The organism is Paraburkholderia sp. (assembly GCF_047605525.1).
Classification (GTDB): domain Bacteria; phylum Pseudomonadota; class Gammaproteobacteria; order Burkholderiales; family Burkholderiaceae; genus Paraburkholderia.
The window spans coordinates 491486-505678 of sequence record NZ_JASGFN010000001.1 but is presented as its reverse complement, the minus strand read 5'-3'; the positions used below and the strand labels follow the sequence as shown (position 1 = coordinate 505678).

Annotated in this window: 13 protein-coding genes; 4 read left to right on the top strand and 9 right to left on the bottom strand. The window is 66.1% G+C overall.

Annotation, left to right across the window (positions count from 1 at the left end):
* Positions 1–205: 205 nt before the first annotated feature.
* Complete coding sequence (locus QM685_RS02340) at positions 206–544, bottom strand: P-II family nitrogen regulator (protein ID WP_013088261.1); 339 nt, start codon at positions 542–544, stop codon at positions 206–208.
* Positions 545–921: 377 nt separating this feature from the next.
* On the opposite strand from QM685_RS02340, the gene QM685_RS02335 reads away from it, so the two are divergent.
* Both QM685_RS02335 and QM685_RS02330 read left to right on the top strand, forming a co-directional pair.
* Positions 922–1176 carry an accessory factor UbiK family protein gene (locus QM685_RS02335; RefSeq protein WP_026228952.1) on the top strand — a complete coding sequence of 85 codons (255 nt, stop codon included), beginning with the start codon at positions 922–924 and terminating at the stop codon, positions 1174–1176.
* Between the two features lie 120 nt (positions 1177–1296).
* Entirely contained in the window at positions 1297–2910 is a 1614-nt protein-coding gene (locus QM685_RS02330) for a YifB family Mg chelatase-like AAA ATPase (protein ID WP_415112285.1), read from the top strand.
* A 334-nt stretch (positions 2911–3244) separates the two neighbouring features.
* On the opposite strand, the gene QM685_RS02325 is transcribed toward QM685_RS02330, so the two are convergent.
* Entirely contained in the window at positions 3245–3937 is a 693-nt protein-coding gene (locus tag QM685_RS02325; protein WP_415112283.1) for a hypothetical protein, read from the bottom strand.
* A 201-nt stretch (positions 3938–4138) separates the two neighbouring features.
* Between QM685_RS02325 and QM685_RS02320 the strand changes: the two genes are divergently transcribed.
* Positions 4139–4675 carry a TlpA disulfide reductase family protein gene (locus QM685_RS02320; RefSeq protein WP_415112281.1) on the top strand — a complete coding sequence of 179 codons (537 nt, stop codon included), beginning with the start codon at positions 4139–4141 and terminating at the stop codon, positions 4673–4675.
* A 70-nt stretch (positions 4676–4745) separates the two neighbouring features.
* On the opposite strand, the gene QM685_RS02315 is transcribed toward QM685_RS02320, so the two are convergent.
* From QM685_RS02315 to QM685_RS02285, 7 genes are all read right to left on the bottom strand, one after another.
* The gene (locus tag QM685_RS02315; protein ID WP_415112279.1) at positions 4746–6095 is read right to left on the bottom strand and encodes a sigma-54-dependent transcriptional regulator; all 1350 of its coding nucleotides are present in this window, start codon (positions 6093–6095) and stop codon (positions 4746–4748) included.
* A 17-nt stretch (positions 6096–6112) separates the two neighbouring features.
* A complete protein-coding gene (locus QM685_RS02310) occupies positions 6113–8134 on the bottom strand; it encodes a sensor histidine kinase (RefSeq protein WP_415112277.1) in 2022 nt (673 codons plus the stop codon).
* A gap of 50 nt (positions 8135–8184) precedes the next feature.
* A complete protein-coding gene (locus tag QM685_RS02305) occupies positions 8185–9465 on the bottom strand; it encodes a dicarboxylate/amino acid:cation symporter (protein WP_415112275.1) in 1281 nt (426 codons plus the stop codon).
* A 434-nt stretch (positions 9466–9899) separates the two neighbouring features.
* A complete protein-coding gene (ugpQ, locus tag QM685_RS02300; protein ID WP_415112273.1) occupies positions 9900–10691 on the bottom strand; it encodes a glycerophosphodiester phosphodiesterase in 792 nt (263 codons plus the stop codon).
* Between the two features lie 256 nt (positions 10692–10947).
* Entirely contained in the window at positions 10948–11952 is a 1005-nt protein-coding gene (gene lipA / locus QM685_RS02295; protein ID WP_415112271.1) for a lipoyl synthase, read from the bottom strand.
* 13 nt (positions 11953–11965) lie between these two features.
* Positions 11966–12697, bottom strand: a complete 732-nt coding sequence (lipB, locus tag QM685_RS02290) for a lipoyl(octanoyl) transferase LipB (RefSeq protein WP_415112269.1) — start codon at positions 12695–12697, stop codon at positions 11966–11968.
* A 77-nt stretch (positions 12698–12774) separates the two neighbouring features.
* The gene (locus QM685_RS02285; RefSeq protein ID WP_415112267.1) at positions 12775–13101 is read right to left on the bottom strand and encodes a DUF2917 domain-containing protein; all 327 of its coding nucleotides are present in this window, start codon (positions 13099–13101) and stop codon (positions 12775–12777) included.
* Between the two features lie 98 nt (positions 13102–13199).
* Between QM685_RS02285 and QM685_RS02280 the strand changes: the two genes are divergently transcribed.
* The gene (locus QM685_RS02280) at positions 13200–14183 is read left to right on the top strand and encodes a transcriptional regulator GcvA (RefSeq protein WP_415112265.1); all 984 of its coding nucleotides are present in this window, start codon (positions 13200–13202) and stop codon (positions 14181–14183) included.
* Positions 14184–14193 lie beyond the last annotated feature (10 nt).

Sequence of the window (14193 nt, the reverse complement as noted above, 5' to 3'; positions counted from 1 at the left end):
CTGCCGCGGCCGAGGCGTCCGGCGCCGGCGCGCTCGCCGTCGTATCGGGAGCCGAGGCGGCGGCGGGCGCGGAAGCGTCATCCGCGAGGGCGGCGCCGATACCGCCCGCGAGCAGCGAGCCGGCCATCAGCAGGGACATCAATAGTTTGCGCATCTTCGTTTTCCTCTTGTCGCTATCTGTGTCGCTATGCTTTGGTCGTGGTCGTTACAGCGCGTCCGCGCCGGTTTCGCCGGTGCGGATCCGCACCACCTGCTCGATCGGCGTGACGAAAATCTTGCCGTCGCCGATCTTGCCGGTGCGCGCGGCCCGCTCGAGCGCCTCGATCGCCTGATCGACGATGTCGTCCGACACCGCCGCCTCGATCTTCACCTTCGGCAGAAAGTCGACGACGTATTCGGCCCCCCGATACAGCTCCGTGTGGCCCTTCTGCCGCCCGAAGCCTTTGACTTCCGTCACCGTGATGCCCGACACGCCGATCGCCGACAAGGCCTCGCGTGCTTCATCGAGCTTGAACGGCTTGATGATTGCGGTAATGAGCTTCATGAAATTCCTCGCTAGTCTGTTGCAGATCCCGTTGCGTACCCGTAACCGCGGTCTTGTGCCTTGCCGGTAAAAACGCCCTGGCAGTGCGCGCGGGGCAGTAACAGCAACTCCTATGCCATGTTGCGTCGGACAGCGCCTCGCGCGTGTGGCGCAAGCCGCCCGGACGGCCTTGTCCGAACGGCGAGCGGCGCGGCGGGCGGTGGCGCGGCGTAGGGATCGTTGCTAGAGTGTTCGAAGGTCCGAACGCGATGGCGCGCACCAAATGCGCTCATGCGGCCGCGCGAGGCGAAGCGGCGCGCACCAGGATCGCCCATTCGCCGCAACGGGGCACGGACGTAACGAAACATGCACATTTTTCGTGCATCAAGGGGAACACCATGAAACAACCAAACGACGTTTTCAACGACTTCCAGGCGCGCGTCAGCGATCTGTTCAAGAACTCGCCGGCCAAGGATGTCGAGCGCAACGTCAAGGCGATGCTGTCGCAAGGCTTCTCGAAGCTCGATCTCGTCACGCGCGAGGAATTCGATACGCAGACTCAGGTGCTCGTGCGCACGCGCGCGCGCCTCGAGGAACTGGAGCGCCGCGTCGCCGAGCTCGAGCAGAAGCTGCCGCTCACCCAGACGCCGTAACCCTGCTCGCAGCCCTGGCGCTGCGCAGTGCTGTACATCACCGGCAAGCGGGCCGTGACGTCATCAGCGTTTTAGGGGATTCGCGCTCGCCTCGAGCGCGTGGTCCGACGGGGAGAAAACATGTCGCTTGCCGTGGTGCGCAGTCGCGCGCCGGCCTCTGGCCGCGCGCCCGAAGTAACCGTCGAGGTTCACCTCGCCAACGGACTACCGTCTTTTTCGATCGTCGGCCTGCCGGATCTGGAAGTGCGCGAAAGCCGCGAACGCGTGCGCGCGGCGCTGCAGAACTGCGGCTTCGATTTCCCGGTACGGCGCATTACCGTCAATCTCGCGCCCGCCGATCTGCCCAAAGAGTCCGGCCGCTTCGATCTGCCGATCGCGCTCGGCATTCTCGCCGCGAGCGGGCAGATTCCCGCCGGATCGCTGCTTCATCGCGAGTTTGCCGGCGAGCTGTCGCTGACCGGCGCGCTGCGGCCGATGCGCGGCGCGTTCGCAATGGCGTGCGGCACCGCGCGCGGCGGCGTGGCCGCCAGCGGCGCCGATGCCGATACGACCTCTGATGCTTCTTCCGCGTTGCCTTCATCTACCGGGGAAGCCGCGGCGCCACCCTTGCGCATCCCACAGCTCTATCTGCCCGCCGCAAGCGCGGCGGAAGCGGCGCTCGTGCCGGGCGTCGACGTTTATGGCGCCGCCGATCTGCCGTCGCTGTGCGCGCACCTCGCAGGCGAAGCCGACGCGTGCCTCACCCCGCTCGAAGCGCCGGAGCCCGGCGACCAACCCGCCTCTGTCGCCCCCGACATGGCCGACGTGATCGGCCAGCGCGCCGCCCGGCGCGCGCTGGAAGTCGCCGCGGCCGGTGGCCATCACGTGCTGCTGATCGGACCGCCCGGCGCCGGCAAGTCGATGCTCGCCGCGCGCCTGCCCGGCCTGCTGCCGCCGATGACCGACGACGAAGCGCTCACTTCCGCCGCGTTGCTGTCCGCCAGCCGGATCGGCTTCAAACCTTCGCAGTGGCGGCAGCGGCCATTTCGCGCGCCGCATCATTCGTCGAGCGCGGCGGCGCTGGTCGGCGGACGCAATCCGCCGCAGCCGGGCGAGATCACGCTCGCCCATCTTGGCGTGCTCTTTCTCGATGAATTGCCCGAATTCGATCGCGTCGTGCTCGAAACGCTGCGCGAGCCGCTCGAAGCGGGCCGCATCACGATCTCGCGCGCCGGGTTGCAGGCCGACTTTCCGGCCGCGTGCCAACTGATCGCCGCAATGAACCCGTGCCCATGCGGCTGGCGTGGCGATCCGGGCGGGCGCTGCCGCTGCACGCCGGAGATCGCGACGCGCTATCTGCGCAAGCTGTCGGGCCCGCTGCTCGACCGGATCGACATTCAGCTCGAAATCCCGGCGCTGACGCCCGCCGAACTCGCGGCCCGCGCCGCGACCGCGGGCGAAGCCAGCGCGGCCATCGCGCAGCGGGTGAGCGCCGCGCGCGAGCGGCAACGGGTTCGGCAAGGCAAGACCAATCGCGAACTGGCCGGCCGGGAAGTGGACGAAGTCTGTCGGCCGGACGCGGCAGGCGAAGCGCTGCTGCGCGAAGCAGGCGAGCGTTTCGCCTGGTCGGCGCGGGCTTACTACCGGGTGTTGAAAGTCGCGCGGACGATCGCCGACCTTGCCGGCGCGGCGATGCCGAGCGCCGCGCAGATCGCCGAGGCGATTCAATATCGCCGGGCCTATGGCTCGCTATAAGGAGAAAAATCTACTGTCAAGACTTGACTTATACACATGTCCGAGTTCCTGACAGATTTAGAAACATCTGAAAGGCATGCTGCGCGACGCATCAAAAAGGTCTTGATTTTATTGATCTTTTTAAAATGCACAGCACCCGTGAATTCTGACGAAAGGCCCACCGGCCGGGCTTTGGCGGCGAATGGGTCCGAGTTCTCAACAGAGTTATCCACAGGCGTCGTGAATAACTGCAAAACATCAACGTAAACCGCGAATTAGCGCACAAACCTGCGAAGGAACTTTCACTGTTCGCGGTAGATCGCCATGCGCCGGACAGGGCTAAAAGTACCGTTTCTCAATACAGTTGGAACGACGAAAAAAACTGGTCGACCTGGTCCTGCGCCAGCGGTTGATCGGCGATGATCGCGGCCTGGTAGACGTGCCGGCCGTGCGCCACGAGCCGTGCATAGACGGTGCGGGTCTCATGCTGAGCGCCGGCCGCGCCGCTCACCTTCATCTCGAGGCCGGGCGTCTTGCCGCCCGCGGCGAGCGGGATTTGCACCGCGTGCGCGTCCGGTGCTGCGCCGACGTTGCGTGCCAGGCCCGCGCGCAGGAAATCGAGCGCGGCGCGCCGGGTAGCGTCGCTGTCGTCCGGCAGCATCACGGTGCCGACCGCGAACACCGCGTTGCCGGCTTCGGCCGTCTGCATCGCCATCTGCATCGGCGTGCCGTTGATCTGCACGGCGCGCTGGTCATTGCCCGGCCTGGCCGGGAAATCGACCGTGTAGCCGTTGTCGTTGTTCATGACGGTGCGCCAGTCGAAGGTCGGCGAGCACGCGCCAAGCGCGACACCGAGCGCGAGCGCGCCGAGCGCCGTGCCGAGCAGCGCTCGCGCGCGCGGCAAATGCGCCGGAACGCCAACGGCACTGGCCGGCCGGCGGCGGCTCGGCGAGCGGACCGGTGAGCGGACCACCAAACAGCTCATCAAACGAAGACAGGACGAAACACGGGCAAGCAAACGGCGAGGGCCAAAGGCAATTCGGAGCATGGGGACGGAAGATCGGGCTTACAGGAACGTAAAACCCTATTATCCGCCGATCCATTGCTGACACGCCTTCCCGCCGACCTGCCGCTCCGGCGCAACAGCACCAATGGCGCTACAATAGCCGGGCTATTCAGCAGCGCCTCAAGATCATCGCTTGCCGACCCATTGTTCCGCGCCGCCCGCGCGACTCCCGAGGTTCCGTTCATGAGCTCCAATCCGTCCACTGCCGCCCGGCGCGCGAACCCGCTTCGCTACCTCATCGCGTTTGCCGTGGCCATCGCGCTCGCCGTCGCCGGCTATTTCGCGTTTGCCGGCCAGCAGCGCGTGCCCGATGCGACCTTCACGCTGCTGTCGGGCCAGAAGCTCACTACCGCGGACCTCAAAGGCAAGGTCTATCTGGTCAACTTCTGGGCGACGAACTGCGACACCTGCATGAAGGAAATGCCGCAGATGGTCGAGACCTATAACCGCTTCAAGGGCCAGGGCCTCGAATTCGTTGCGGTCGCGATGAACTACGACGCGCCGATGTACGTGACGAACTACACGCAAACGCGTCAGTTGCCGTTCAAGGTCGCGATGGACGACGGCTCGGCCGCCAAACAGTTCGGCAACGTCCAGCTCACGCCGACCACCTTCGTCATCGACAAGGACGGCAAGATCCTGAAGCGCTACGTCGGCGAGCCGCAGTTCGCGGAACTCGACCAGTTGCTCGCGAAAGCGCTGAAAGGCACCTCAGCCTGATCCTGAAGTCCCCGGAAACAATCCGATTCATACGCGCCGGCGCAACTTCCCTCTGCCGGCGCTTCCCCCCTCACCGTTCTCCCTCCCCTTTGGCCGCGAGGCCATATCGCTTGATCTTCTCGTAGAGCGTCGCCTTGCCGAGCTGCAGCCGGTCCGCCGCGACAGCAACCACGCCGCCCGCCTGCTCCAACGCCTCCGCAATCATCGCGCGCTCGAACTGCTCGACGCGCTCCTTCAGCGGCTGAGTGGCCGCGCCGTCGTCGTCGAACGACAGCACCGGTTCGTCGGCGATGCCGAGCACGAAGCGGTCGGCGGCATTGCGCAGCTCGCGCACGTTGCCCGGCCAGTCGCGCTGCATCAGGCTCGCGCGCTGGCGATCGGTGAGGATCGGCGCCGGACGCTGATAACGCACGGCCGCATCGAGCACGAAATGTTCGAACAGCGGCACGATGTCCTCGCGACGCTCGCCGAGCGGCGGCAGCGCGATCGTCACCACATTGAGCCGGTACAGCAGATCGCGGCGGAACGAGCCGTCCGCCACATGCTCGGCCATGTCGCCTTTCGCGGCGGCCACCACGCGGCAGTTGACGCGAATCGGCTGATTCGAGCCGAGCCGCTCGAGCACGCCGTCCTGCAGCACGCGCAGCAGCTTGACCTGCAACGCGAGCGGCATGCTCTCGATCTCGTCGAGAAACAGCGTGCCGCCCGACGCGTGTTCGAGCTTGCCGATGCGCCGTTTCGCCGCACCGGTGAAGGCGCCCGGCTCGTAGCCGAACATCTCGGATTCGAACATCGGCTCGGGCAGCGCGCCGCAGTTCACCGCGATAAACGGCTTGTCGCGGCGCGGCGACAATTCGTGCAGACTGCGCGCGATCAGCTCCTTGCCCGCGCCGGTATCGCCGTTGATCAGCACGGACGCGTCGGTCGGCGCGACGTTCGCAATCAGCCGCCGCACCTGCTCGATCGCCGGACTGCGGCCGATGATGCGCGGCGCCACCGTATTCTGTCCGGCCAGCTCGCGGCGCAGCGCGAGGTTTTCGAGCACGAGCTTGCGGCGCTCCAGCGCACGCCGCACGGTTTCGATCAGCCGCTCCGACGCGAACGGCTTTTCGATGAAGTCATACGCGCCGTCGCGCATCGCCTGCACCGCCATCGAGATATCGCCATGGCCCGTCACCAGAATCACCGGCACGTCGGGCGCGCGTTCGTGGCACTGCGCGAGCAGATCGAGCCCGCTCGCGCCGGGCAGGCGGATATCGCTGACGATCACGCCGGAAAAGTCCGCGCTGATCGCCCTGGCCGCCGACTCCGCCGACGCATGGCCGATCACGTCGAAGCCCGCCAGTTGCAAGCTCTGCACGCTCGCGCGCCGCACCAGCTCGTCGTCTTCGATATACAGCACTTGCAGGCCGTCGTTCATTGCGTGTTCCGGTGATATCAGGAGCCCGCGGTCAGCGGCGCCTGCGAAGAGTTCGTCTGCACGCGCGCGCGGCGCAGCGTCAACACGAATAATGCACCGCCGTGCGGCGCGTTGCGCGCGACCAGCGAGCCGCCGCAATCACGCGCGATCGACGATGAAATCGCGAGACCGAGACCAAGCCCCTGGCCCATTTCCTTGGTCGTGAAGAACGGCTCGAACAGGCGCGGCAGCACGTCGTCGGGAATGCCCGGGCCGTTGTCGCCGACGGTGATCGACAGGCTCGCGTCGGCGACCTCGACCTCGACGGTGATGCGTGGCGGACTCATGCCGGCGGTCGCGTCGAGCGCGTTGCCGAGCAGATTGATCAGCACCTGCTCGAGCCGCAGCTCGTCGCAATGCGCAACCCGCTCGGGATGATCGTCGGCGAGATTCAGCGGCGCGCGCGCGCCGGCCGCCGCGTTGGCATCGGCACCGGCATCGGCCTGCGCATCGACCAGTACGAACTCGAGCTCGACACCCTGCAGGCGCTTTTGCAGCAGCGCGACGACGTTGCGCAGCGCCCGCACGATCGGCGCGCGCGCGCTGCGCGGCCGCGCCCGGCCGACGAACAGCTTCAACTGATTGGTGATCTTGCCCATGCGCTCGGTGAGCGCCGCGATCGCTTCGAGATTCTCGCGCGCCGATGCCTGGTCGCCGCGTTCGAGCAGCACGCGCGTGTTGTCCGAGAAGCCGCGCAACGCGGCGAGCGGTTGATTCAGCTCATGCGTGATGCCGGCCGCCATCTGGCCGAGCGCGGCGAGCTTGCTCGCCTGGATCAGCTCGTCGTGCGCGGCGCGCAATTCCTGCTCGGCGCGCGTGCGCTCGGCCACTTCCTTCTGCAACTGTTCGTTCGCTTCGGACAGATCCGCGGTGCGTTCGGCGACGCGCTGGTTCAGCTCCGCGTACGCCTTCTGAAGCAGTGCGCGGCTGCGCATCACCTCGCGCACGCGCGCGCGGCGCATGCGCCAGTAGAACGCGAGCAGCACCAGCGACACATAGCCGAAGCCGGTCACGATGGTCGCCTTGCGCGCGTCGGCATCGACCGGATCGACCGGCGACATCGTGATCAGATGCCAGTCCGGCTCGCCCATGCCGCGCCGCGACGCGAGGTAGCGCGGCGCGGAACGCCCACCGCCGATGCGCAGGATCTGCGCATTGCCTTCGAGCGTGCGCTCGATCGTCACCGGCAGCGGTGCGATCGGCTGCTGCGCATATTGGCGCGCCTGATAGATCGAATCGGCGACCTGGCCGGGCAGCGGCCGGATCGTGTGATATTTCCACGCCGGCACCGACGACAGAAAGATCACGCCATGATCGTCGGTGACGACGAGCGGCTCCGACGCATCGACGCCCTGGAACCATTCGAGATCGAGCTTGACGACCGCCACGCCGACGATCTTGCCGTCGCGCCGCACCGGCTGCGAGATGTAGTAGCCGGGTGCCTGCGAGATCGTGCCGATGCCGAAGAAGCGGCCCACGCCGCCGTTCACCGCATCGACGAAATACGGCCGGAACTGGTAGCCCGCGCCGACGAAACTGCCCGGCCCGCGCCAGTTGCTCGCGGCGACGCAATAGCCGTCGGCGGAAATGATGTAGGTGACCGTCGCACGCGCATGGCGGTTCAGGTCTTCGAGGTACAGATTGGCGCGTTTGACGTTGACCGGATTCGGATCGATCAGCACGTCCTGCACGATCGGATGCTCGCCGAGCAGATAAGGCAGCGATTCGTAGCGCTCGAGCGTGCTTTTCAGCGCGCTCGCGGTGCGCTCGGCGCGCACGGCGGCGTTGCGCCGCAGCGTGTCGACACCATTGCTCCACGCGATGCTGTAGGTGAGCCAGCATGCCGCCACGAGCCCGGCTGCGAGCACGAAGAGGATCAGCAGGCGGCGCGTCACGTTGGCAAGGTCCGATCGAGGGGGATCGGACATTGTGGCATAAGGCAGCGGGGGCGCCGGAGGAATCGGTGGCATCCCCGATGGATGCGCGGACGCCGGTTTCATAGGCAGGCGTCCGCGCTCGTAACGACAGAAGTGATGAACCTACGTGCCGCTCAAGCGCCAGCCGGCTCTTTGACGGCCACATCGCCGCGCAGCACCGAGTTCAGCTTGCTGCGGTCGAGCTCCTTCTCCCACGCCGACACGACGACCGTCGCCACGCCGTTGCCGACGATGTTGGTCAGCGCGCGGCACTCGCTCATGAAGCGGTCGATGCCGAGAATCAGCACCATGCCCGACAGCGGAATCGTCGGCACGACGGCGAGCGTCGCGGCCAGCGTGATGAAGCCCGCGCCGGTCACGCCGCTCGCGCCCTTCGAGGTCAGCATCGTCACGGCGAGCAGCGTGAGCTGCTGCCCCCACGTGAGGTCGGTGTTGGTCGCCTGGGCGATGAACAGCACGGCCATCGTCATGTAGATGTTGGTGCCGTCGAGGTTGAACGAGTAGCCGGTCGGCACCACGAGCCCCACCACCGAGCGCGAGCAGCCGAGATTTTCGAGCTTCAGCATCAGTTGCGGCAGCGCTGCTTCGGACGAGCTCGTGCCGAGCACGATCAGCATCTCTTCCTTGATGTACGCGACGAAACGCAAGATGTTGAAGCCCACCATGCGGGCGATCGCGCCGAGCACGAACACCACGAACACGATCGAGGTCAGATAGAACGTGCCGATCAGCTTGAGCATCGGCAGCAGCGAGCCGATGCCGTACTTGCCGATCGTGAAGGCCATCGCGCCGAACGCACCGATCGGCGCGAGCTTCGTGATGATGCGCACCATGCCGAACAGCACGTGCGAAATCCCTTCGATGAAGTTCGTCACGACCTTGCCCTTCTCACCGGCCGTCGCGAGCACCGCGCCGAACAGCAACGCGATCAGCAGGATCTGCAGGATTTCGCCCTGCGCGAACGCCGACGAAAGCGTGTCCGGGATGATGTGCATGAAGAAATCGACCGTGCTCTGGCCGTGCGCCTTCGCCGCATACGACGCGACCGCGCGGCTGTCGAGCGAAGCCGGGTCGACGTTGAAGCCGACGCCGGGACGCAACAGATGCGTGGCGGCGAGGCCGAGCAGGAGCGCGAAGGTGGAAACGATCTCGAAATAGAGCAGCGCCTTGCCGCCGACGCGCCCGACTTTCTTCATGTCCTCCATGCCGGCGATGCCCGTGACCACCGTGCAGAAGATGATCGGCCCGATCACCATCTTGATGAGCTTGATGAAGCCGTCGCCGAGCGGCTTCATGTCGACGGCGAAGTTCGGGTAGAAATGCCCTAGTACGATACCGATGATGATCGCCACGATCACCTGGACGTACAGCACTTTATGGATAGGTTTCTTCACGATAGTTCCTGCGAGGGAGATGAGCTCATGGCCCGCGGCGGTGCGTGGCGCGCGAACGAAATGTCGTCGTGCGGACGCGCTGCGGCGAGGGCGACCAAGACGACGAATTCAGAAATACCGGGAAGGGAAATCGGACATCGTTGTCTCCTTGCTTTAGTTGTCGGGCCGTGGCGGCCGCGCGCTTTGATTCGCAAGGTCGGTGCCAGTTCGATGCGGGGCTGGAAGCCTTGATTCTTATGGGTTTTCTGGCAACGCAGAACGCGCGCCGTCCGGGATTCCGGAAATCCGGACGATGGACGTCGGAGAATCCAGAATCCGCCGGGCGCGGAATTACGGGGAAACCCGCAGGGGTTTGTGCGGGGGTGGCGGGTGCTGCAAGGGGGCGCGGGCCGCTGCTCCGCCCGCGCGCCTACCCTGTGCCCCCAGCCCTGTTCTCAGACCGGCAGTGGCGGCGCGGGCGGCAGCATGTCATGCGTCAGCAGATCGATCCGATCCGTGCAGATCATGTCGACACCCCACTGCGCGAGCAGTTGCGCGCGCGCAGTGTCGTTCACCGTGTAGGCGAGCACCCGCAACCCGGCCGCGCGGATCCGCGCGGCCAGCGGCTCGCTCAAATGAACGTGACTCGCGTGCAGTGACACGCAGTCCAGTTCGCGCACGATGCGCAGCCAGTCGGCCGGCACGTCCTCGAACAGCATGCCGCGCGGCAGCGACGGCGCAGCCTCGCGCGCGGCGGCGAGCGCGTCGAACGAAAACGACGACAGCAGCGGCGGCGGTGTCTGCCGCTGCCAGAGCGTCCGCGCGCCACTCGCGACCAGCGTGCCGGTGATCACTTCGCGCCCTAGACACGGCTTGATCTCGATGTTCGCGGCGATACCGTCGCGCGCGCAGCGTTCGGCCGCTTCGGCAAGCGTCGGCAGCCGCGCGCCGGTGAACTGCGGGCCGTGCCACGCGCCGGCGTCGAGCGCGGCGAGCTGCTGCCACGTGTGCGCGGCGGCAAGGCCGTGACCGTTGGTGGTGCGATCGAGCGTGTCGTCGTGCATCAGGAAGAGTTCGTTATCGGCGGAAAGCTTCGCGTCGAATTCGACCATCCGGTAGCCGTGACGCACGCACGCGTCGAAACCGGCCAGCGTGTTTTCCGGCGCCAGCGTGCCGCCGCAGCGATGCGCGACCAGCCGCGGATAAGGCCATTGTGCGGATACCCCGCGATCGATCCCATTTGCCACGTCTCGTTCCCTTCCTGATTGAGCGGTTCAGTGTGCTCGCAACGCATTACTGATGTGTTACCGGCGCGTTACTGACAGATATTCGGCGGTCCGGCGCGCGAGCCCCGCGCGTAGTATCGCGTGTCGGACGCGGCACAGCGAGGACCGGATCGATGCATCGACGAACATCAGCGCGCGCACAAAAAAGCCCGCGTATCGGCGGGCTTTTCTGCTGCTATCGGCAACCAGCAACACGGCACGGCAAAGCGCAAGCGCGTCACACCACACCGGCTCCATGCGCCTGCACATCGGCGTGATAGCTCGAACGAACCATCGCGCCCACGGCGGCGTGCGTGAAGCCCATCTTGTACGCTTCTTCCTCGTACATTCTGAAAGTGTCTGGATGCACGTACGCGCGCACCGGCAGATGGTGCTCCGATGGCTGCAGATACTGGCCGATCGTCAGCATATCGACGTCGTGCTCGCGCAGATCGCGCATCACTTGCAGGATTTCCTCCTCGGTTTCGCCCAAGCCGACCATCAGGCCGGACTTCGTCGCGACGTGCGGATGCAGCGCCTTGAAGTCCTTCAGCAGCTTCAGCGAATGCGCGTAGTCCGAACCGGGGCGCGCCTCCTTGTACAGACGCGGCACCGTTTCGAGATTGTGGTTCATCACGTCGGGCGGCGCGGCGTTCAGGATGCCGATCGCGCGGTCGAGGCGGCCACGGAAGTCCGGCGTCAGGATTTCGATGCGCGTTTCCGGCGACAGCTCGCGCGTTTGACGGATACATTCGACGAAATGCGCCGCGCCGCCGTCGCGCAGATCGTCACGGTCGACGCTGGTAATCACGACGTACTTGAGCTTCAGCGCGGCGATCGTGCGCGCGAGATTGACCGGCTCTTCCGCGTCGAGCGGATCGGGGCGGCCGTGGCCGACGTCGCAGAACGGGCAGCGGCGCGTGCACTTGTCGCCCATGATCATGAAGGTCGCGGTGCCCTTGCCGAAGCATTCGCCGATGTTCGGGCAGCTCGCCTCTTCGCACACGGTGTGCAGATTGTGTTCGCGCAGGATCTGCTTGATTTCGTAGAAACGCGAATTGCCCGTGGCCGCCTTCACGCGGATCCAGTCCGGCTTCTTCAGCTTTTCGATCGGGATGATCTTGATCGGGATGCGAGCGGTTTTGGCTTGTGCTTTCTGCTTCGCGGTGGCGTCGTAGGCGGCGGGGGGCGGCACGCCTTCGGGTGCGGGGAAGGCTGCGGGATTCGCGGTAACGTCAGTCATTCGTTCGATCCAGTCAGGCGGTGAGCGCACCGGCCTGCGGTTGGGCGACGGCCGCGGGATTGCCGTCGAGGTTTGCGGTGAGGCGTGCTGCCAGGGTACGGGCCACGTCGTCCCAGCCGGCGGCGACGCCGAGCGTCGCCATGTCGACCGTTTCGAGCCCCGCGTAGCCGCATGGATTGATCGCGAGAAACGGCCGCAGGTCCATGTTCACGTTCAGACTCACGCCGTGATAGCTGCAGCCGTTGCGGATTTTCAGGCCGAGCGCCGCGATCTTGGCGCCGGCATGCGGCCCGGCGCCGGGACCCGGCGCCACGTAGATGCCGGGAGCGCCCGCCTTGCGTTCTCCGGCGAGATTATACGCCGCCAGGGTATCGATCACGGCCTGCTCGATCCGGGTGACCATCTCGCGCACCATCAGCTTGCGCCGGCGCAGGTCGAGCAGCAGATACGCGACCACCTGACCCGGCCCGTGATACGTGATCTGCCCGCCCCGATCGACCTTGACGAGCGGGATACCGCTGTCGGCGGCCAGCAGGTGGGCCGGATCGCCGGCCTGGCCGAGCGTGAAGACGGGTGGATGTTCGACGAGCCAGATTTCGTCAGGGGTGTCGGGGTTGCGCGCGTCGGTGAATGCGCGCATCGCGTCGAAACTGGCCTGGTAGGGTTCGCGGCCGAGCCAGCGCAGGGTCGGCGGCGCGACGGTGGGTAAGGGCAACGGAGACGGGGAAACCGGGGTGGCGCACATGATCCCGGCAGTTTACCGAAATATGGGAATCCGCGCCGGTGCGGGCGGAGCCAGGGGAGCCCTTTCCCCTGCCGCCCTTAAACCGTGCGCCACCCTCCACGCACCCGCATCATCCACCGCTCGCCGATGCGCGCGAGCCAGTTCAGCGCGCGCTCGTCGCAACGCGTCGGCACCGAAAACGTCACCTTCGCGAACGTGGCGCCCTCGGCGCTGAGCCAGAGCCGCTCGCCGCGCCGCAGATGCAGCGTGTGACCGGGCTGCAACCAGTAATCCTTGATGTCGTCGCTACGCGTGACCCAGACCGCGCCGCCGCGCACGGTCAGCTTCGTGCTGCGCGCCACCTTCAGCGGCAGCGTTTCGCCCGTGCGGATTTCATACGCAATGCTAGAGGAAATTTCTCGCATGATGCCCTCACCAAAAATCGTTTCATGGCTAGAATCGTAGATGTAGCAAGGGTTCTGACAAAACGATCAATTTTCACCTCTATGTGAGAAATATTGCGATGGACCTTCGCCAACTCCCCGCACTGAACGCGATCAAGGCATTCGAAGCCGCCGCCCGCCACGAAAGCTTTTCGCGCGCCGCCGACGAGCTGTTCGTCACGCACGGCGCGGTCAGCCACCAGATCCGCGCGCTCGAGGCCGAACTGGGCGTGGCGCTGTTCGCGCGCGACGGCAAACGCGTGCGTCTCACCGAACCCGGCCGGCGCTATGCCGCGCAGGTGCGCCAGGCGCTACTGCAACTCGCCGACGCCACCCGCGCGATCCGCGCGGGCGACCGCGACCGTCGCCTCGTGGTGTCGATGCTGACGTCGTTTGCGGCACGCTGGGTCACGCCGCGCATCGGCAGCTTTATCGAGGCGCATCCGCAGTGGGACCTCGAGCTGCTGTCCACCAATGCGCTGACGGACTTCGCACGCGATGACGTCGACGTCGCGATCCGTTTCGGCTTCGGCAAATATCCGGGGCTGCACGCGGAACTGCTGCTCGAGGAGATCTACTTTCCTGCCTGCGCGCCGCACTTCAACGGCGGCAAGCTGCCGCAAACCCCGGCCGACCTTGCCCAGCTCCCGCTGCTGCGTTCCGACGACGAATTGTGGCGCCCGTGGTTCGACGCGGCCGGCCTCACCGACTGGCCGGAGCCGAAGCGCGGCGTGCTGTACCAGGATTCGTCGAATCTGTTGCAGGCGGCCGTCGACGGCCAGGGAGTCGCGCTCACGCGCCGCTCGCTCGCGATGCATGAAATCGCGGCGGGCCGGCTCGTGCGGCTCTTCGATGTGAATGGGCCGAGCCCGTGGCAATACTATTTCATCTGCCCGCCGCAGATGTTCGAAACCGAGCGGGTCAAGGCGTTTCGCGACTGGGTGTTCGACGAGGTGGCGCGCTTCAGGCAGCTTTTCGACCTGGCCTGCTCGGTGGGGCCGGCCGCGAGTGCGCGCCTCGCGGCGGAAGGGACGGCGGCGGACGCATTGCGCGCCGCGCCGTGATCAGAAACGT

Coding starts and splice junctions, on each gene's coding strand:
- QM685_RS02340 (WP_013088261.1), bottom strand. CDS start 544: ATGAAGCTCATTACCGCAATCATCAAGCCGTTCAAGCTCGATGAAGCA.
- QM685_RS02335 (WP_026228952.1), top strand. CDS start 922: ATGAAACAACCAAACGACGTTTTCAACGACTTCCAGGCGCGCGTCAGC.
- QM685_RS02330 (WP_415112285.1), top strand. CDS start 1,297: ATGTCGCTTGCCGTGGTGCGCAGTCGCGCGCCGGCCTCTGGCCGCGCG.
- QM685_RS02325 (WP_415112283.1), bottom strand. CDS start 3,937: ATGCTCCGAATTGCCTTTGGCCCTCGCCGTTTGCTTGCCCGTGTTTCG.
- QM685_RS02320 (WP_415112281.1), top strand. CDS start 4,139: ATGAGCTCCAATCCGTCCACTGCCGCCCGGCGCGCGAACCCGCTTCGC.
- QM685_RS02315 (WP_415112279.1), bottom strand. CDS start 6,095: ATGAACGACGGCCTGCAAGTGCTGTATATCGAAGACGACGAGCTGGTG.
- QM685_RS02310 (WP_415112277.1), bottom strand. CDS start 8,134: ATGAAACCGGCGTCCGCGCATCCATCGGGGATGCCACCGATTCCTCCG.
- lipA (WP_415112271.1), bottom strand. CDS start 11,952: ATGACTGACGTTACCGCGAATCCCGCAGCCTTCCCCGCACCCGAAGGC.
- lipB (WP_415112269.1), bottom strand. CDS start 12,697: ATGTGCGCCACCCCGGTTTCCCCGTCTCCGTTGCCCTTACCCACCGTC.
- QM685_RS02285 (WP_415112267.1), bottom strand. CDS start 13,101: ATGCGAGAAATTTCCTCTAGCATTGCGTATGAAATCCGCACGGGCGAA.
- QM685_RS02280 (WP_415112265.1), top strand. CDS start 13,200: ATGGACCTTCGCCAACTCCCCGCACTGAACGCGATCAAGGCATTCGAA.